Source organism: Saccharospirillum sp. MSK14-1 (assembly GCF_003054965.1).
Classification (GTDB): Bacteria; Pseudomonadota; Gammaproteobacteria; order Pseudomonadales; family Natronospirillaceae; genus Saccharospirillum.
Genome location: NZ_MIES01000033.1, coordinates 780,621 through 800,637, shown reverse-complemented (window position 1 = coordinate 800,637; position 20,017 = coordinate 780,621). Strand labels below are relative to the sequence as shown.

Sequence of the window (20,017 nt, the reverse complement as noted above, 5' to 3'; positions counted from 1 at the left end):
TTAAACCCAAACGTTAAATCGTTGACGAAATAAGTCTTAGATGGCGGCCAGTTCGGCAGCCTCTTCGACGTTGACCGATACCAACCGGGATACGCCCGGCTCGTTCATGGTGACACCCATCAGTTGATGCGCCATCTCCATAGAAATTTTGTTGTGCGTAATGTAGATAAACTGCACGTGTTCCGACATGGCTTCCACCAGCCGCGCATAACGACCCACGTTGGCATCGTCGAGCGGTGCATCCACTTCATCCAACATACAGAAGGGTGACGGATTCAGGCGGAAAATGGAAAACACCAAGGCAATGGCCGTCAGTGCTTTTTCACCACCCGACAACAAATGAATGGTGGAATTTCGCTTGCCCGGTGGGCGCGCCATAATGGCCACGCCAGTGTCGAGCAGATCATCACCCGTCAGTTCCAAATAGGCATGACCACCACCAAACACCTTGGGGAAAAGATCCTGTAAACCCTGATTCACCCGGTCAAACGTATCTTTGAAACGGGTGCGGGTTTCGCGATCAATTTTACGAATCGCATTTTCCAGTGTTTCCAATGCGCGCTGCAGATCGTCGTCCTGTTCGTCCAGATAACGCTTGCGCTCACTCTGCGTCTGATATTCTTCAATCGCCGCCAGGTTGATCGGACCCAGCCGCTGAATGCGCGCCGCCAGCCGTTCCAGCGCTTCTTCCCAGGCGGTCTCCGTCGCGTCTTCCGGCAAGTTGGCAAGGACGGTATCCAGGTCGAACTGCTGTTCAGCCAGTTGTTCAGCCAAGGTGGCGCGACGTGTAATCTGCGTCTGCGCATTCATCTTCTGCTGTTCCATTTCCGAACGTACCGTCATTGCCTGCTGTTCGGTCGCCGCCCGTGCCTGCTCCAGTTCACGCATCTTGCTGTCGGCGGCTTCCATGACCGACCGCTTATCGTTCAGCGTGCCTTCCAGTTCCATCTGAGCTTCGAGTTTTTGCTCGAGCTCTTCTTTCAATTCGTCGGACGGATCTTCGCGTTCACTGAGCTGTTCTTTCAACCTCGACAAACGCTCTTGAGCCCGAGTCTTCTGTTGGCTGGCACGTTCCAACGATGCCTGCAAAGAACGTACTTCGGTCTGCAACGTTTGTTGTTTCAATTGCAGTTGATGTTCCGCATCGCGCAGCGCCCGAACTTCATCGCGCTTTTCATCAACACTGATGCGGAACTCTTCACGTTCACCGAGTAAGGCTTCGCGTTCGTCGACGTCTTCTTCCATGGCATCGAGCGATTGCTGTAATTCTTCCCGCGACATGGCCAGCGTTTCACGCTCTTCAGCCATTTGGCTTTCGACTTCCTGAATATCAACCGCCAACCGCTCGCGCCGTTCACGCAATTGCTCAACCTGAACCTGACGGCCGCTCAACTCGGATTTCGCCTCAGCCAGCTGACGACTTAATTGCTGATTGTCGCGCTGCAATTGTTCGCGTTCTTCTTCGATCGATTTCTGCTGCATCAAGGCAACATTGAGGCTGACTTCGAGGTCTTCCTCGACCACTTCCAGCTCATCAATGGCGTCGATTAAATCATCGCGTTCCTGTTGCTGACTGAGCAGACCATCGGCAGCACCTTCGCCACGGCGCACGCGCAACCAGGATGGACCGACCCAAATGCCATCGCGGGTAATCAGACTTTGATGAGATTGCAGGCTGCCGCGCCGCGCCAAAGCGTCATCGAGTGAATCGGCCAGCTGCACCGGCGCCAACCAGGTAGAGAGATCCCGGTCGCTGCGCACCTTCGACAACAAACTGTCACCGCTGGGTGCGGCACTCGACGGTCCGCTGACCAACGTCAGAGTGCCATCTTTAAAACGGCTGATGGCGTCGCCCATGCCTTCAACGGATTCAACGCATACCGCTTGTAAGCGATCGCCGAGCACGGCCTCGACGGCGGCTTCCCAACCCGGCTCTACGTCAACGTTCTGCGCCAGTCGTACCGCTTCACGCAATTGATGACTGGCCAGCCAATCCTGCACGCCCTGGCTTTCGTCACCCAAAGCGGCTTTGATCAACGCATCCAATGTCGCTTTGCGCGCCTGCTTCTGTTGCAGCTGCTGCTTGGTTTCATCGTAACGGGTGCGCTTTTGTTCAGCGTCTTCGCGGCCTTGCTGCAAACGCTCAGTCAGGTCATCCAACTGCGTCTGAAATGCCTCAGCGCGTTGCTCCAGTTCTTCGGTCTGTTCCAGCAGCGTTTCAAGATTTTCCGCTTCCGGGTCAGAACTCAGTTCGTCGCGCTCGCGGTAGAGGTTTTCCTGACGACGGTGTAATTGTTCAACCACACGTTCCAAATGCTGGATGCGCGACTGGGCCACTTCGGCCTGGCGTTTCGGCCCTTGTGCATTCTGATTAAACGCATCCCAACGGCTCTGCCATTCCTGCTGGCGCTGTTCGATGGCCGCCAGCTCTTCGCTGGCGCGGCTGACTTTTTCTGCCGCCGCTTCCTGTTCGGGTTCGAGCAGTTGCAACGCTTCCTGGCTTTCTTCGACTCGGTCGGCATCAGCCTGACTTTCCTGGCCGGCTTCATGCAACTGACGTTCGGCATCCTGAATATCGGTCAGCAGTTGCTGGCTCTGTTCCTGCCGGTGTTGCATGGTTTGTTCGAAGCGAGCGACTTCATTGCCCAACTGGTAATAGCGCGCCTGTACTTCGTTGAAGGCTTCGGTGGCGTCGTGGTGAGTTTCACGCAGTGCTTCAATTTCCGCATCGATACGGCGCTGTTCGGCCACAAACCCTTCGTAACGGGTTTCCAGTTCGGAAATTTTCAGTTCCTGCTCACCGACTTCTTCATCGAGTCGCTTCCAGCGCAAGGCCGATAATTGTGCGCGCGAGGTGCGCTCTTCGGCTTTGTATTCTTTGTACTTCTCTGCGGACTGCGCCTGGCGGTGCAAATGCTGCAACTGACGCTCCAGCTCTTCGCGGATGTCGGTCAGGCGTTCCAGGTTTTCACGCGTGCGGCGCATGCGGTTTTCGGTTTCGCGACGACGTTCTTTGTAGCGCGAGATACCGGCGGCTTCTTCAATGGTGGTGCGCAATTCTTCCGGTTTGGCTTCGATCAGCCGTGAGATCATGCCCTGTTCGATAATGGCGTAGGAACGCGCGCCCAGACCGGTACCGAGAAACAGGTCGGTGACGTCTTTGCGTCGGCATTTGGTGCCATTGAGAAAGTAGCTGGACTGACCATCACGGGTCACACGACGGCGGATAGAAATTTCGTTAAAGCCAGCGTATTGGCCTTGCAGGGTGTGATCGGAATTATCGAACACCAGTTCGACCGAACACTGACCGACGGGCTTACGCGCATTGGAGCCGTTAAAGATAACGTCGGTCATCGATTCGCCGCGCAGGTGCTTGGCGGACGATTCACCCATCACCCAGCGCACGGCGTCGATGGTGTTCGACTTACCGCAGCCATTGGGGCCAACGATGGCCGACAGATTGGTCGGAAAAGGAATGGTGGTCGGGTCGACGAAGGATTTAAACCCAGCCACCTTGATGCTTTTCAGTCGCATAGCGTCCTGCCAGTTCCGGCGTGGGCTAACCCGGTGGAACCCGGGCCAGCATTTGCCACGATTCTAGCGTTAATCGGCGGCCGTTGAAACCGCCGTGTCAGCCCATTTCCAGAACCAGATCAACAACTTAGGGACACCTAAATGAAACCCTCAAGAAATTCGCGCGGCGTCTGCACAATGTCTTATGGCTGGCGCACCTGCAGGCTCAATTGTTGTTGCGTATTCTCGCTCAAATCGACCGTCACCGGCTGTGCCGTCCAATCGCCTGGCGCACTTTGAGCCTGACCACTGAACGACACCCGCGCCGTCACTTCCACCCGGTCATGACCACCCAGTCCACCCATCGGGCCCATGGCATCAGCATCACTGAGCGACACATTCAGCTCACCCGCAGTGACCGGAATGCGTTTAACCACCAATGGCATCCGCTCACCCGGCTGACGCGCATAGACGAACAACGCAGCCGCGTCTGGCAACCCTTCCCAGGCGGATGGCAGCTCGATGGCCACATTAAGGCGCGGTTGCAACTGGGGCTGATAATCAATGCCCTGCTCGGCCAACGCAGCCTGAGCACGTCGAATGAATTCATCAATCAAGCCAGTATCGGCGCTCTCACTGGCCAAGCTTTTTAAGCGCAGCCAATAGTCGATGGAATCGCGATAGGCACCACTTTCAAAAGTCAATCGACCGGCAAACCCCAGCGCCAGGTTGTTCTGGGCGTTGAATTGCAACGCTTCTTCGAACCGCGCCAGAGCCGCTTGAGGCTGCTCTTGCGCCCAAAGCGTCTGTCCCAGATACGCCAGAATGGTTGCTTCATCTTCGGCATTACGATCGCCTTCGCGCAGCAAACGCAGGACACGCTCCAAGTTTGGCTGGGCATCAGCATATCGGCCGAGCTCCATCTGCATATTGGCCAGCCGGAACCAACCTTGCAGGTCATCCGGATGGCGCTCCAGCATGGCCTGATAACCGTCGAGGGTGGCGTCTAACTGTTGCTGCGTCGGTTGCTCGCTGGTCGCTAATTCTATAAAACCGCGCCGGACTTCCACGGCATCGGCAGCCCCCCAATGCATATACAGCAGCCAGGCGGCGACGGCGATGACTGCCAGTGCGATCAGCGCCAGTGGCCAAGGCAAGGTCCGAAGATCGGTACCGCTTGCCGCCTTGCGACTGTCTTCGAGCAGCGCCCGCTCGGTCTCGGTCTTAAATTGCTGATAGTCAGCAAGCTCCAAAGTGCCGTCACGAAAATCATCTTCGAGCTGAGTTAATCGGTCGCGATGGATAGCCACCGACTCAGTGACAGAATCGCGTGCCCGACTGGAGCGACCAGTACGTACCGCCAGCAGCACAAACAGCCAGGCGGTTAGGATCATCAGTAGAAATATCATCATGAGGCGTCACGGTCCTTTTCCAGCAGTTCAGTCAGGCGTTGCCGCTCGGCGTCGCTGATGGGTTCCGCCCCTTGCTGACCTGAGCGTCGTGCCAGCATAAACACCGCGACAGCACCAATTAACAGGCCCAAACCGGGAATCAGCCATAGCCAGACAGTGCCTGCAGTGACACGAGGTTTGTAGGTGACGAACTCGGAGTAGCGGTCAATCATATAGTTGATGATCTGCTCATCGCTGTAACCTTGATGCAGCAGCTCATAGGTCTTTTCGCGCATATCAGAGGCAATGGGGGCATTGGACCCAGCGATGTTCTGGTTCTGACATTTGGGGCAACGCAACTCCCAAATCAGTTGCTCATAGCGGTCGCGCAGACTGTCGTTGTCGAAATAACGCTGCTCACGCTCAGCCATAGCCGTTGCCGCCAGACCTAACAGCAGCAACGTTACGAAGATAAGGCTTGGACTAATCGAGGTTTTCATACACCGCCTTCAGTTCATCCTGCCACAATGCGCTGTCGATCGGCCCCTGATAGCGATACTGAATCACACCCTGGGAATCGATAAAAAACGTTTCCGGAGCGCCGGTGACTCCCAGCTCAAAACCCAGATCGCCATTAGGATCGTACAGATCCAATTCATAGGGATTGGCATAGTCTCTCAACCAGGCCTGCGCCAGATCACGCTCGTCTTTGTAGTTAACTCCAATGATGCGTACCCCTTCCTGAGACAGACTATTCAGATAGGGGTGTTCCCATTTACACGATGGACACCAGGTCGCCCAGATGTTCAGCAAAAAGGGCTGTCCTTTGAGGTCCTCAACCGTTTTAAAATCCAGACTGTCCTGAACCGTACTGAGCTGGAACGCAGGCATCTCTTCACCTTCCAGCGCCGATGGCATTTCACTGGGGTCAACACCTGACAGCAAGGCATAAGAAAACAGCGCAGCTAAGACAACAATCAGGCCCAACGGCAAAAACAAAATCCATCGGCGTGTCATGAACGACCTCCGGAAGCTTTACGATAGCGACGATCAAACAATGCCAGAACGCCCCCGGCCGCCATCAAGATGGAGCCAAGCCAGATCCAGCGAACAAAGGGTTTTACCTGCAGCCGCACGGCCCAGGTCTGATGTTCATCATCCAAAGGCTCCGCCAGCGAGGCATACAGGTCACGGAACAGCCCCGCATCAATACCCGCCTCCGTCATGGTGTTGCGCTGCACGGTGTAGAACCGTTTCTCTGGATGCAATTCGGCAATTGGTTGGTCGTTGCGCAGTACCGTAATCACGCCTTGATCGGACTGATAGTTAGGCCCGTCAACGATGTTCATGCCGTCAAAACGAAACTGGTAATCCCCCATGGAGACGGTATCGCCGGGCGCCATGCGGAAATCCCGAGCCAGGTCGTAGTTTGAAACCAGTACCACCCCGACAACGCTGACGGCCACCCCCAGATGGGCTAACCACATTCCCCAGAAGGACCCTCCGGCTCGACGCAGTGCTCGCCAGGGTTGAGAGGCATTGCGCGTCCGATCAAGCAACATTCGTACTAATCCGGCCAGCAGCCAGAACACCAAAGCCAGGCCCAACCAGACACGCCAGTTGAAACTGGCAGTGATTAAGGGGGGTAATACCAGGCCCATGACCAGTGCCACCGGAATGCCCACCTTGAAGAGTGGCCGTAAGTCGGACAGCGGATGACGTTTCCAGCGCAACACCTGACCCACACCGAGCAGCGACAACAAGAACACCATGAAGAAATTAAACATGGCGTTGAAATACGGTGCCCCGACTGACAACTTGCGCCAGTTAAACGCATCAAACACTAGCGGAAATAACGTGCCCAACAACACCATAAAGGCGATCACCACTAAGATGATGTTGTTAAACAGCAAGAAGGATTCACGTGACACCAGCCGATATTCACCGGCGAGCCGTATCTGGCCGGCGCGCAACGCGTACAGCAACAACGAACTGCCAATGGTGACCAACAGAATGACAAGGATAAAGAGGCCGCGTTCCGGGTCGGTGGCAAAAGCATGTACCGAGGTCAACACGCCGGAACGAACCAGGAAAGTACCGAGCAAACTGAATGAAAACGCCAGTATCGCCAGTAACAGGGTCCAGGATTTAAAGAGGTTGCGTTTTTCGCTGACCGCCTGGGAATGAATCAGAGCGGTGCCAATCAACCAAGGCATAAAGGACGCGTTTTCAACCGGATCCCAGAACCACCAGCCGCCCCAGCCCAGCTCGTAATAAGCCCACCAACTGCCCAACGCAATACCCAGCGTCAGAAAGGCCCAGGCCATATTGGTCCAGGGCCGCGCCCAACGAGACCAGCCAGCATCGAAACGACCGGTAATCAGGGCGGCAATGGCAAAAGCGAAGGCGACTGAAAAGCCGACATACCCCATATACAGCGTCGGGGGATGCACGATCAGACCAAAATCCTGCAACAGCGGGTTAAGGTCGCCACCATCGCCGGGTGGGATCGGCAACAAACGATCAAAAGGATTAGACGTCACCAGCAGGAACAACAGAAAGGCCAGTGAGATCATGCCCATGACGGCGAGAACGGCGCTCTTCAATTCTTGTGACAAGGAACCGGAAAACAGACTGACAGCCGTTGCCCATCCCCCGAGCATCAGCACCCACATCAACATGGAGCCTTCATGATTGCCCCAGGTCGCTGAGAATTTATAAAACCAGGGCAACTGGCTATTGGAGTTCTCGACAACAATGCGCACCGAGAAATCGTCTACCAGAAAACACACCACCAAAATGGTAAAGGCGGTCGCCAAAAAGAAGGTCATGCCCCAGGTCAGCGCTGTGGCTGAGCGCTGAAATCCACCGTGTCCACTGAGCACACCATAGAGTGGCAACGTCGACAGGCCCGTGGCCAACAGCAGCGCCAGGATCAGCGCAAAATGTCCGTACTCCGGTAACATAGCGACTCTTATTTATTCTGCGTATCGTACGTGAATGACCGCCTGGGTATTAATAAATACTGGCGCTTTCTGCCCGCTCTAGGGCGTCGGTAACTTCAGGTGGCATATAGGTTTCGTCGTGCTTAGCTAAGACTTCTGATGCCTCGACCTGACCGTTTTCCATTAAACGACCAATAGCGACCACACCATCGCCCTCCCGAAATAAGTCCGGCAGGATGCCTTCGTAATTGACCTGCACCTCAGAGACAAAATCGGTGACAACAAAACTCACGCGCAGCGAATCGCTGTCGCGTTGCACCGAGCCATCCTTAACCATTCCACCGGCGCGAATATCCCGATCCAATGGCGCATCACCCTGGGCAATATCCGACGGCGAATAGAAGAAATTCATGTTTTGACCGAGTGCAAATAACACCAACAACACAGCAACCGCCACACCGGATGTCCCCAACAAAATCAGGATCAGTCGTTGTTTGCGTTTTGGATTCATGAAGGGGTTACTCCACTGGAAGATGCCGGTTGTGTGCCTTGCTCGCGTCGTTGACGTCGACGGTGGTCCGCCACCATTCGGCGCTGCATCAGATACGGACTGAGTTGGTTATAGATCACCACCGCAGCGGCAAAACCATAAGCCGTCCAGACATAGAGGCCATGACGACCCATGGCGAAAAAATCAGCCAGGCTATCAAAAGCAAACATCAAACGTTGCCTCCTAATCGGTCCAACTCATCGCGCGCCCACTGAGTGCGACGTTCACGCTGTAAAATTTCCAAGCGCGTACGCTTTAACGCCCAGGCAACGGCCGCCAGATAAAACCCGAGAATGGCTAAGAGAAAGGGAATCAACATGCTGATGTGCATGGGAGGTGCTTCGGTAAATTTCAGCGTCGCTGGCTGATGCAGCGTGTTCCACCACTCGACCGAGAATTTGATAATGGGCAGGTTGACGACACCCACCAATGCCAGGATGGCCGCGGCTCGATCACCGCTTTCCGGACGTTCCATGGCGTTGTGCAAGGCCCATAAACCCAGATACAAAAACAGCAGCACCAACATGGAGGTTAAGCGGGCATCCCATACCCACCAAGCACCCCAGGTCGGCTTACCCCAGATGGCTCCGGTGACCAGCGCGAGAAACGCCATACTGGCGCCTATCGGCACACTTTGTTTGGCCAGGTAAAACGCCAGCTTGATGCGCCATACCAGGCCAATCAGGCCCAGCGCAGCAATAGCGGCGTAAATTGCCTGCGATAAAAAGGCAGCGGGAACATGAATAAAGATGATGCGATAGCTGTTGCCCTGAAGCCGTTCAATGGGAGCAAACGCCAGGCCCCAAACCAATGACACCACCAGAATCAATAAGGCGAGCCAGCCAATCCAGGCACCCAGTGGTCGACTCAGGTTGTAGAACCATTTTGGCGAGGTCCATTTATGAAACCAGCGCACCAGATTCTTCCAAAACGAGCTTTGCCAAAACGAGCTTTGCCACATCGTGCGAACTACTCCGACCAGGCAAGGCTACCCGGCTGTGTGTTGTTTTCCATCGATGATCTGAGCACCAATGGTCGTTATTCTTCTACGGCAATGCGCAGTGCTGCCACGGTTGCCAGCGGTGCCGACACCAGCGCCAACACGGCCATAGCGGCCAACAATGCCAACTGACCGCTCCACGGTAAGCCAGCACCTGCGGCTTGAACCACCGCAGTGCCAAATATCAGCACCGGCACAAACAGCGGCATAATTAACAAGGTCAGCAACAAACCACCTTGCCGCAGCCCCACGGTCAAGGCGGCGCCAATCCCGCCAACCAGGCTTAACGTCACCGTGCCCAGTGCCAGACTCAGCATCAACAACGGCATCGCCGCGGGTGACAGTGCCAACATCATGGCCAGCAACGGCGACATTAACGTCAGTGGCAACCCGGTCACCAACCAATGCGCCAGGGCTTTGCCGAGTACGATCAGTGTCGGCGGGCTGGAAGCCAGTAACAACTGCTCCAGCGACCCGTCTTCGTGGTCGCTGCGAAACAACAAATCCAGCGACAACAAATTGGCTAATAAAGCCGCCACCCAAAGCACACCCGCGGCCATCGTAGCCAGGCGTTCCAGATCCGGGGTGACGCCTAAAGGAAACAACGCCACTACGATCAAAAAGAACAATGGCGGGTTGGCCAAGTCAGCACGGCGGCGATACGCCAATTGCAGTTCGCGCTGCAACACCCGAGTGAAGAGTCGACTGAGCTTCACTCTGCGCCCCCTAATGCCAATGTCCGCACGGCATCGCCGGACATGCCATGATGGCTGGTCATCAATACGCTGCCACCGGCCGCTGCAAATGCTTGAATACGCGCTTTCAGCAGTTCCACTGCCTTGTCATCCAGCGCTGTCAGCGGTTCGTCCAGTACCCAAACCGATATTGATGGTGTATCGAGGAACAGGCGGGCCAAGGCGACTCGACGCTGTTGTCCCGCTGATAATTGCCGGCTGGGAACGTCTTCATAACCGCGTAAACCGACGTGTTCCAAGGCCTCAAAAAGGGACGACTCATTCCGCTCCAGGCCGCGTAACGCAAGGGCGTAGCGCAAATTTTCAAGCGGCGATTGTAGCAATGTGACCCCTGGCCTATGGCCGATATACCAAATCTTTTCATTGCTTTGAACCTGGCCATCGAACCATTGAATATGCCCTTCAACGGCCTGCCCCAATCCAACCAAAGCGCGCAACAGGGTCGTCTTACCACTGCCGTTGGGGCCGGTCAGATGCAGAATGTCTCCAGGCATCAACGACAGGTCCAACCGATCGAACAGCAACCGTTCATCACGCTCGCAGCGCAGGCTTTGCGCGCTTAACACTGGGGTCATGGTGATCCCACCCAAAAATGTGGCGCGATTATAGCGGTTTGACCGCCCCGCCTGCATCTTTAGCCGCCCCCCTTCTGGCCGCTACACTATGCAGGAAACTCCAAGAGGACAGACCCCATGTCGGGGATTGATCGCAGCGACAGCATTCGCCGGCCGGTCGACAGTACCTTGTCGACTCGTACTGCGCATCGAGGTGGCGAAGGCTTGCTGCAACCGCAGCAGAACGCCATGGCTCAATTACGCCAGTCCGCTCCAGCGATCGCTGTCGTGGTCGAGCAACACAACCTGGGAACGCCTCGCAAGCCGCTGTTTGAATTGCTGCTGTCGATGAACGACCAGTGGGTTCGGGTGCAATCAACGAAGCCGTTCCAGCCGGGTACCGTCTTATTGATCGAAGCAACGTCTGACGACCAAATCCGTGTACTGCCCAACCCTGAGCCCGCGCAGCTCAATCGCATGATGCAGGCGTCCTTACAGTTTTGGCAGGCCCACACACTGCCGCGCGTCCACGCCACCTCATTACCGCCATTACCCGCGACATCGAGCCAACAACAAGTAGCGGCACAACAACCCGAGCTGAAACCCCTGATTGACTGGTTAAACCAGAAGCCAGCGCTGAATGCGCGCACCCTTGCAAACTGGGTCAGGGAGTTCATGCCTTTAGCGATGCCGACAACACCCGCCGGCACCACCAGCACACCGCCTGCAAAGTCCGCACTTCCCCCGGTGCCATGGCCATCGGCTAGCCTTCAAGCGACCGGTAACGGCAATAGTGTTATGGCTGCGGGCGATAAAACGGCGCCACCGGCCAGCCCCGTTCAATCACCAACAACGGGGCAAGCCACCACTGCGACAGCGCCTTTGCGTATCTTGGTTGAAACGATTCGCGCCACCCTGCCAATATTGCAGCAAGCGCCCCTACGCTGGATGCCCGTGCAGCAACAAGCCAGCGGGCAGTGGCAGCCGGTTCAGCACCCAGGCACCGCCAAACCTATGATCATCACCGCCAGCACTGACGCGTTATTCAACAGGGTGGTACCAGAGGCTTTGGTGGCGGTGAAGAATCCTGCAACACCGGCTGTTCCTGTTGCGGTCCCCTACAATTCGCTCCTCGCGACACCGCCTGAGGCGCCGTCACAGCTCAGGCTGCAATTGGTCGATGCTCGTATACTTCAGCAACCACAACCACGACCCGTGTCATTTAACCAAAACCTGACACCCCCATTGCTGGCCGCTTTATCGACCTTACCGACCCGCCCGGCCCCGGCAATGACGTTGACGGTAACGCCAACCCTATTGCCTCCAACAACCAGCCTCCAGCAAGCAACGGTCAACTTTTCCGTCACAACCGCTGCTGCAGACGCCGCTCTACCGGTCTCAACGACGACTGCATTACCGACCTCAGCCAATGATCCAGGATCCGACTGGCGCCCCTTGCCTTCACGATCCACCGGATCGGACCCGCTGCCGCTGGAAATGCGCCTGGCGCAGTGGCTAATGATGATCGACAACCGCATCCGCCAACATCCAGCCAGCCTGCAACAAAGCCTGGCTCAGCGTGCACAACAGCTACTGCGCAGCAATGACCTCAATTATGGTCTCGACAAACCGCTGCCACCGCCGCCATTACCATCGATTCATAACAACACGGTTTCAAATCCAGCCAATCAACAGTCATTGGCCGATTTGCAACCCTTAATGCAGCTGCGTCAGTGGTTGGAAGCGGTACAGGGAAAGACACAGAACAATGCCATCCAACAAACCCTCTCCGCCTTAACGCAAGGGGGGGATGGCCCCAGTCAACCGGTTCAGCAATTGAGTATCCCCTTGATCTGGATGGGCCCTTCTTCCTGGGCCAATCTCGAATGGTGGCAGGAAAAACCATCCGATACTGAGGAAGAAGCCAGTTCAGGCGGCAAACGACTGTGGCGATTCCGGCTGTTTTTCGAACTGGAACCCCTGGCCCCCTTATGTGCCGACCTGGTGTGGGAACCTGAGCAAACCGATCTGACGTTTTGGTCTGAAGACCGTAATACCCTGGCATTCTTGAAGAGTCACCTCAGTACACTCGAGCAGTGGACTGAAGGACTCGGAGAGCGTCAACTGCACACGCGTCATGGCATGCCCCGCAAAAAGAGCACGCCGGAAGCGGATGATTTCAAACCTTTGGTGGATGTTCACACATGAGTGATAACCAGCGCCCCTCCGAATCCGCTGCCGCGGCCTTAACCTACAGCGGAAAGCGCACTCCGATCGTTTCTGCACTGGGCATTGATGAGCAGGCCGAAGAAATTCTGCGTCTGGCCCGCGAATTTGATGTGCCGGTCTACCAGGACGAAGACCTCGTCCACATCTTGCAACAAATGAACGTTGGCCAGGCTATTCCACCGGATCTATACGAATGGGTGGCACGCGTGCTGGCGTTTGCGTTTTTCCTGAAAGACAAAGTACCGGAAGGCTTTTCACCGACAGCAACCCGCTCCGCCTACCAGCGGGTGCGGGATGCCTACGGTGAAGACTAGGCCTGAACAGGCCATGGGAATCGAGATTTATACAGAGACCAGATGACGCGCTGGTTTGTCATCCGAATCGATCTGGCGCAGCCGCTCATTCAGCCAATCAAGAATCACCGGGAAGTGATCCACCCAGGCATCATCGTGCTGCAACATCGACAGCGGTCCATAATTACGCAAATTACCATCGCGCTTACCCAAGACCAACAGACGACCATTGTGAGTCCCCAGCTCGCGCATAAACTCACGAACATCCGCCAAATGGTCGCCATAACCGCCCTTGCGACGCGCCAGGTAGAGACTCGCAGGCCAGTCCAGTTGCTCTGCGGCCGCGGCGTAATCGAAACTGTCCGAACCTGGACCTTGCCATTCTCCGTCGTTCCAGGCTTTCGCATCGTGGAACAATTGCAGTGACTCAGCGTTCATCGATTTGCGAAACCAATGCAACGGCACTTCACCTGTAAGGCTGCCCAGCAAGGGCAACAGACGCTGCCAGACAAACGTATCCCAGCCACCGTGTGCGACACCGCCCAGGCGTGTGCTGCGGCGCGTTCCCAAGTGCACCATGCCAGCCACTTGAGGCCGCATCGCTGAGATGCGCGCATAAGCGGACGCCAGCAAGACACCGCCAAACCCTTCGCCAATCAGGAACACCGGTTTGCCGTTGGCAATGCGGCGTGCTTCAGCAGCCAGACGCGGGAGGTCTTCACGAATCATCACGCCCGCACCATGATTCAGTTGCCGACTGCGATGCGGCCAACTCTGGCCTTGACCAATCATATCCGGCACCAGGCAGGTGTATCCCATTTCCGAGAGGTAATTGGCTAAGCCATGGCCATCGTGTAAGAAGACATCGCCCTGATTACCCAAGCCATGCACCATGAGCACAACGGCGGTGGATTGCTCCGGCGCCAATTGACGAACAAACAGATGCCCGCCACCGACGGTCGGGATCTTTAATCTTTCTTCATGAACGCTCTGCTTCATGCCGCTAGCACCTGCTGCCATTGCTTGTTCAGTCGTTTAGCCGAGACAGGAAGTCTGGTCCCTAACGTCTGAGCAAAGAGTGAAACCCGGTATTCTTCCAACATCCAGCGGAACTCGGTAAGGGCTTCGCTCGGAATTTGCTGTTGCTGCAAGGCGTCTGCCTTAGCCTGATAAAGTTGCCAGAAGTTCGCCAACTCCTCTACCAACAGGTTCTCATTTCCTGGGATACCACCGGACCGATTGAGGCGTCGGTCCGCTGCGTCCAGGTAGCGGGACAATTCGCTTCGCCACTGGGCAGGGGTTTGACTGATAAACCCTGGATACACCAACCGATCTAACTGAGAGGCGATATCCGAATAGATAAAAGCGGTGGCAAACGACACCTTACCTTTCAACTGCTTACGAACCTGATGGTGTCGCTGCAAGACATCGTGAGCCAGCCTGGCCAGTTGCTCACCGGCCTCAACCAGATTTCCGCGCCCACCTTCCAGCCAATCGTCAAAAGCAGCCCGATTACGCGGCAACTCTTCGCTTAAGGCCTCGTCTAAAGCCGCCCACAGTATATCCGCTTTCAAGCGTTCTGCCTGACCATAAGGTGCAAACAGCAAGGCGCTTTGCTGGAACTGGGGCAGCCTTTTGCTCAAATAATCCAGTGTCGATGACAATCGGAAACTGGCTAAACGCAATAATCCACGCCGATGCTGATAGCGGGCCCAATCCGGGTGCGTAAACCGCTCCACGGCAACGGCATTCACTTTATCGACCAAGGCCGGATAAACCTCAACCCGTATGCCCGCTTGCATGGAATGCTCCACATCCGGCAATTCACCGAGGTCCCAGTCGGTCATATGGCTGGGCTGTTCCTGGCGGGACTGATGCGCTTTGGGCTTAGCGGCATCGCGTGCCGAACCTGCATTGGCGGGCTCAATCAATGCTTGAAAATCGCGTCCCTCGGCAACGGTCTTACCGGCTTCATCCACGACGCGATAACGCAACTGCAAATGCGGCTCCAACTGATCGAGTCGCCATTCGTTCTCCGGCACTCGAATGCCCGTCATCCGGAATAAGCGCTCACCTATGGCTTTGTGCAAAGGCGCATCACTGACGTCCAGACTCTCCAGCAAGGCATCAGCAAAGTCCGGAACCGGTACAAAATTCCGTCGATAGGCCTTGGGCAGGGCTTTTAACAAGGCGATGATTTTTTCCCGGCGCAACCCCGGAACCAACCAGTCGAGCCTTGCCGTGGGCAGCTGCGCCATGGCACCCGCTGGCACGGTCAGGGTAACGCCATCCGTCTCGTGACCCGGCTCAAACCGGTAAGACAACGGCAGCTTCATGCGCTCGACCATCAGATGGTCAGGATACTGAGCTTCGGTGATCTGATCAGCCTGATGCTGCATCAACTTGTCGGGCGTCAATTCAAGATCGACGTCCGGATGCTTTTTCAGCCACGCATGAAAACCGGCGCTGTTTACAATGTCATCCGGGATGCGTTCGTCGTAGAACGCGGCCAGTGTTTCATCATCCACCAGAATATCCCGACGGCGGGCTTTGTCTTCCAGCGCCACGACCTCACCCATACGAGCGCGATTGTTGTGGAAGAATGTGGCCTGGGTCTGAAATTCACCTTCCACCAGCGCTGAGCGGATAAAAATCGCCCTCGCCTGCGCCGGATCAATACGGCCAAAGTGCACACTGCGCTGACTGACAATCGGCAGTCCATACAGCGTCAGGGTTTCCTTGGCGATGACTTCGCCACGCTTTTTCTCCCAGTGCGGATCACTGTACTGGCGTTTCACCAGATGTTCCGACAACGGCTCCAGCCAGCATGGCTCAATGCGCGCGACTGTGCGGGCAAACAGCTGAGTGGTTTCCACCAGCTCCGCCGCGACCAGCCATTTAGGCCCCCGCCGCGACAACGCGCTGGATGGATGAATTCGACACTGACGGCCGCGCGCTGCAGTGTACTGCCGCTCTTCCTTAAAGGCCGCAATCTGGCTGAGCAAACCGGCTGCCAACGATTTATGAATGGCTTCGTAACCGGCAGGCTCAGCAGCGGCTTTATAGCCCAACTCGCGGCACAGCAAGGTCAGTTGGCGGTGAATATCGCGCCATTCACGCATGCGCAGATAATTCAGAAACTGCTGTTTGCAGTACTTGCGCAGCTGACCCTGACTGAGCGACTGGCGCTGTTCTTCATAGCGCTGCCACAAGTTCCAGAACGCCACAAAATCGGAATCCTTGTCTTTGTCCTGGGCGTGCTTTTCCGCCGCAGCCTGTTGTTTTTCCTGGGGGCGTTCGCGTGGGTCCGGCAATGACAGTGCACTGGCAATCACCAGAACTTCAGTCAGCGCTTTTTGTCGGTTCGCTTCGATGACCATCCGGCCCAGACGCGGGTCGACCGGAAGGCGCGCTAATTCTTTACCCAGCGGCGTCAGCCGGCCCTTGTCGTTCACCGCGGCCAGTTCACTGAGTAAGGTGTAGCCATCGCGAATCTGGCGCTGATCCGGCGCTTCGAGAAACGGGAAATCCTCAACCAATCCCAAGCGCATTTGCAGCATCTGCAAAATCACTGAGGCGAGATTAGTGCGCAGAATTTCCGGGTCGGTGAATTCCGGGCGTTGCTGAAAATCGTCTTCGTCGTAGAGCCGGATGCACAGGCCCGGCGCAATACGCCCACAGCGCCCGGCGCGCTGGTTCGCCGACGCTTGCGAAACAGGCTCGATCGGTAAGCGCTGCACTTTGGAGCGTGTCGAATAGCGGCTGATGCGCACCAGACCGGAATCGACGACATAATGAATGCCCGGCACCGTCAACGAGGTTTCTGCCACGTTGGTCGACAGCACAATGCGCCGGCCGGTATGGTCGCTGAAGATGCGTTGCTGCTCACTGGCGCTGAGCCTGGCGTAGAGCGGCATCAACTCAGTATCGCGCAGCTGCGCCCGCTTGAGCGTCTGAACGGTTTCACGAATCTCACGCTCACCGGGCATAAACACCAGCACATCGCCACCGCGACTGTGGGTCTCGCCGGCTTTTTCCAAACGCTCAATTTCTTCAATTGCGTTCAGCACGGCACCGGGTAAATCGGCGGCGTAGTCGTCTTCATCCGGGCTCATCGGCCGGTACAGTATGTCCACCGGAAACGTTCGACCGGAGACCTCAATCACCGGCGCGCCGCCAAAGTGCTCGGCAAAGCGCTCAACATCGATGGTGGCTGAGGTAATGATCAGTTTGAGATCGGGACGTTTAGGCAGCAGGCGTTTCAGATAGCCCAACAGAAAATCGATGTTCAGACTGCGCTCGTGCGCTTCATCGATGATCAGGGTGTCGTAACGGTTCAGATAGGGATCGTGCTGAATTTCATTGAGCAAAATGCCGTCAGTCATCAGCTTGACCAGAGTGTTCTCAGCAGTGGCATCGGTAAAACGCACCTGATACCCCACGGCCTGCCCCAGACTGACATTCAGCTCTTCCGCAATACGCCCGGCCACCGAGCGCGCTGCCAACCGTCGGGGCTGACTGTGCCCAATCTGCCCGGCTCGGCCGCGCCCGGCTTGCAAACACAGCTTGGGCAATTGCGTGGTTTTACCGGAACCCGTTTCACCGGCGACGATAACCACCTGATGCTGCTCAATCGCGTCGCGAATGTCCGTCGCCCGTTCACTGACGGGCAACGTCTCATTCAGCTGGATGTCGGGCACGCTGGCCACACGCTGATCAAACCCTGCACGCGAGCGCTCAAACACCTCGGCCACGGCGTTCGCCAGCTTGTCGGCAGGCTTATCGGCCTGCAGCAACTGCTGCCACTGGCGGCAGCGACCTTCCAGATAATGACGGTCGCGCACCAGACAGCGGTCCAGTTGGTCCAAAACAGTGGTTGGGGTAAGGGTGTGACTCATGCCATCCGGTTACAGCTTAAAGGCGTGGATTATAGGGGCGGTGTCGGTGGATCAAAACCCGCTTTGACGTGCTACAAACAAAAATCCCGGCACCAGGCCGGGATTATGACAACACGGGGGCGCATTATTCAGAATCGCGCAGCTCCCGACGCAGAACCTTGCCGACATTGGTTTTCGGCAGTTCATCGCGGAACTCAAACAAACGCGGCACCTTATAACCGGTCAGGCTTTCACGACAAAAATCGATCAGTTCCTGCTCTTCAACCGGCTCATTAACCACTAAGAAGACTTTAACGGCCTCGCCCGACTTCTCGTGAGGCACACCGACCGCAGCACACTCAACCACTTTCGGATGCGCCGATAAGACGTCTTCAACCTCGTTGGGATACACATTGAAGCCCGAGACCACAATCATATCTTTCTTGCGGTCGACGATCTTCATATAGCCGTCTTCCTGCAACACAGCGATATCGCCGGTCTTCAGCCAGCCATCAGCGTCGATGGTCTTAGCGGTGTCATCCGGACGATTCCAGTAACCCTTCATCACCTGAGGACCACGGGCCTGAAGCTCTCCTGGTTCGTTAAAGCCCATCAGGTTGCCATCATCGTCACAAATCCGAACTTCGGTGCTCGGCGTCGGAATCCCGATGGTGCCCAGTTGCTGGTAACCGGTTGGGTTGAACGACAGCACCGGCGACGATTCGGTCATACCGTAACCTTCAGAGACGGGGCAGCCGGTCATCGCTTCCCAACGCTCGGCAGTTGATCGGTTCAAAGCCATGCCACCGGAAATCACCAGTTTGAGGGCACTGCAATCAACGTTTTTAAATTCTTCATTGTTCATCAAGGCGACGAACAAGGTGTTCAGGCCAGCAAACCCTGTGAAACGATGCTTTTTCAGCTCACCAACAAAGCCAGGGATGTCACGAGGATTGGGGATTAAAATATTGTGGTTGCCGGTCAGCATGATGGTCATGCAATTCACGGTAAAGGCGTAAATGTGATACAGCGGCAAGGGCGCGATAAAGGTCTCTTCGCCGTCATCCAACGCCAATTTAAAGAACTGATAACACTGCAGCATATTGGCAATGATGTTGCGATTGGTCAGCTCTGCACCTTTGGCCACGCCAGTGGTGCCACCGGTGTATTGCAAAATGATGGTGTCTTCATGAGCCGCAGCCGTGCGTTTGAAAGATTGACCCGCGCCCTTTTTAAGCGCCTGGCGGAAGGAACTGACGCGACTGGCATCGTAGGCCGGAATCATTTTCTTAACCCGTTTTACAACGGTATTGATCAATACGCGTTTGAAGCCTGGGTGCAGATCAGCAATCTCGGTAACCAAAATGTGTTCGACCGGGGTTTTCGGCTGTACCCGTATTGCCTGGGCCGCCATACCGGCATAGACCACCAACGCTTTAGCGCCGGAGTCATTCATCTGATGTTCCAGCTCGCGATCGGTATACAGCGGATTGGTATTGACCACGGTCAGACCAGCGCGCAAGGCACCAAATACGGCGATCGGGTATTGCAGGATATTGGGCAGCTGCACAGCAATGCGATCGCCCGGCTGCAGGTCGGTTTCGTTCTGCAGGTAGGCGGCGAACGCCGCTGACTGCTGATCAAGATCGGCATAGGTCAGTGTCTTGCCCATGCAGGTGTAGGCCGGTTTGTCGGCATGCTCACGAGTTTTTTCGTCGAACAGATCCAAAACGCTGTCATACAGCTCGGGGTCGATGCTGGCCTGCATCCCGGCCGGATAAGCATGATGGGTATAAGCTTCAGTCATGAGCACTCCTGACATTCTTGTTGTATGCGCGTTGGTTGAATCGCGAAATCAGTGCCGATTCAAACGCCCGTTTAAACGTATCGGGCGGGGATTGTCCCCTGAT

At 56.0% G+C, this 20,017-nt stretch carries 15 protein-coding genes; 2 read left to right on the top strand and 13 right to left on the bottom strand.

Annotation, left to right across the window (positions count from 1 at the left end; all coding sequences use genetic code 11):
- Positions 1-36: 36 nt before the first annotated feature.
- The 10 genes from smc to ccmA all read right to left on the bottom strand — a co-directional run bounded on the left by smc (position 37) and on the right by ccmA (position 10,729).
- Entirely contained in the window at positions 37-3,534 is a 3,498-nt protein-coding gene (gene smc, locus BGP77_RS12700) for a chromosome segregation protein SMC (RefSeq protein ID WP_108165097.1), read from the bottom strand.
- A gap of 182 nt (positions 3,535-3,716) precedes the next feature.
- Positions 3,717-4,925 (bottom strand): c-type cytochrome biogenesis protein CcmI, encoded by a 1,209-nt coding sequence (gene ccmI, locus BGP77_RS12695; protein ID WP_108165096.1) that lies wholly within the window; start codon positions 4,923-4,925, stop codon positions 3,717-3,719.
- Complete coding sequence (locus BGP77_RS12690) at positions 4,922-5,404, bottom strand: cytochrome c-type biogenesis protein (RefSeq protein WP_108165095.1); 483 nt, start codon at positions 5,402-5,404, stop codon at positions 4,922-4,924. Before BGP77_RS12690 ends, ccmI begins: the two co-directional genes overlap by 4 nt.
- The gene (locus BGP77_RS12685) at positions 5,388-5,921 is read right to left on the bottom strand and encodes a DsbE family thiol:disulfide interchange protein (RefSeq protein ID WP_108165094.1); all 534 of its coding nucleotides are present in this window, start codon (positions 5,919-5,921) and stop codon (positions 5,388-5,390) included. Before BGP77_RS12685 ends, BGP77_RS12690 begins: the two co-directional genes overlap by 17 nt.
- On the bottom strand, positions 5,918-7,870 hold the full coding sequence (locus BGP77_RS12680) for a heme lyase CcmF/NrfE family subunit (protein WP_108165093.1): 1,953 nt from the start codon (positions 7,868-7,870) through the stop codon (positions 5,918-5,920). The genes BGP77_RS12685 and BGP77_RS12680 overlap by 4 nt, the downstream gene beginning before the upstream one ends.
- A 49-nt stretch (positions 7,871-7,919) precedes the next feature.
- Positions 7,920-8,360 carry a cytochrome c maturation protein CcmE gene (ccmE, locus tag BGP77_RS12675; protein WP_108165092.1) on the bottom strand — a complete coding sequence of 147 codons (441 nt, stop codon included), beginning with the start codon at positions 8,358-8,360 and terminating at the stop codon, positions 7,920-7,922.
- On the bottom strand, positions 8,357-8,569 hold the full coding sequence (gene ccmD / locus BGP77_RS12670; RefSeq protein WP_108165091.1) for a heme exporter protein CcmD: 213 nt from the start codon (positions 8,567-8,569) through the stop codon (positions 8,357-8,359). Before ccmD ends, ccmE begins: the two co-directional genes overlap by 4 nt.
- Complete coding sequence (gene ccmC, locus BGP77_RS12665) at positions 8,569-9,315, bottom strand: heme ABC transporter permease CcmC (RefSeq protein ID WP_370446843.1); 747 nt, start codon at positions 9,313-9,315, stop codon at positions 8,569-8,571. Before ccmC ends, ccmD begins: the two co-directional genes overlap by 1 nt.
- Positions 9,316-9,437: 122 nt before the next feature.
- Positions 9,438-10,115 carry a heme exporter protein CcmB gene (ccmB, locus tag BGP77_RS12660; protein ID WP_108165089.1) on the bottom strand — a complete coding sequence of 226 codons (678 nt, stop codon included), beginning with the start codon at positions 10,113-10,115 and terminating at the stop codon, positions 9,438-9,440.
- On the bottom strand, positions 10,112-10,729 hold the full coding sequence (ccmA, locus tag BGP77_RS12655) for a cytochrome c biogenesis heme-transporting ATPase CcmA (protein ID WP_108165973.1): 618 nt from the start codon (positions 10,727-10,729) through the stop codon (positions 10,112-10,114). The genes ccmB and ccmA overlap by 4 nt, the downstream gene beginning before the upstream one ends.
- Before the next feature lie 117 nt (positions 10,730-10,846).
- Between ccmA and BGP77_RS12650 the strand changes: the two genes are divergently transcribed.
- Both BGP77_RS12650 and BGP77_RS12645 read left to right on the top strand, forming a co-directional pair.
- Complete coding sequence (locus BGP77_RS12650; RefSeq protein ID WP_108165088.1) at positions 10,847-12,916, top strand: hypothetical protein; 2,070 nt, start codon at positions 10,847-10,849, stop codon at positions 12,914-12,916.
- Positions 12,913-13,251 carry an EscU/YscU/HrcU family type III secretion system export apparatus switch protein gene (locus BGP77_RS12645; RefSeq protein WP_108165087.1) on the top strand — a complete coding sequence of 113 codons (339 nt, stop codon included), beginning with the start codon at positions 12,913-12,915 and terminating at the stop codon, positions 13,249-13,251. Before BGP77_RS12650 ends, BGP77_RS12645 begins: the two co-directional genes overlap by 4 nt.
- A 27-nt stretch (positions 13,252-13,278) precedes the next feature.
- Here BGP77_RS12645 and BGP77_RS12640 read toward each other — a convergent pair whose 3' ends face one another.
- The 3 genes from BGP77_RS12640 to BGP77_RS12630 all read right to left on the bottom strand — a co-directional run bounded on the left by BGP77_RS12640 (position 13,279) and on the right by BGP77_RS12630 (position 19,914).
- Entirely contained in the window at positions 13,279-14,229 is a 951-nt protein-coding gene (locus BGP77_RS12640) for an alpha/beta hydrolase (protein ID WP_158269368.1), read from the bottom strand.
- Entirely contained in the window at positions 14,226-18,128 is a 3,903-nt protein-coding gene (gene hrpA / locus BGP77_RS12635; RefSeq protein ID WP_108165085.1) for an ATP-dependent RNA helicase HrpA, read from the bottom strand. The genes BGP77_RS12640 and hrpA overlap by 4 nt, the downstream gene beginning before the upstream one ends.
- Positions 18,129-18,252: 124 nt before the next feature.
- Positions 18,253-19,914, bottom strand: a complete 1,662-nt coding sequence (locus tag BGP77_RS12630) for an AMP-binding protein (RefSeq protein ID WP_108165084.1) — start codon at positions 19,912-19,914, stop codon at positions 18,253-18,255.
- Positions 19,915-20,017 lie beyond the last annotated feature (103 nt).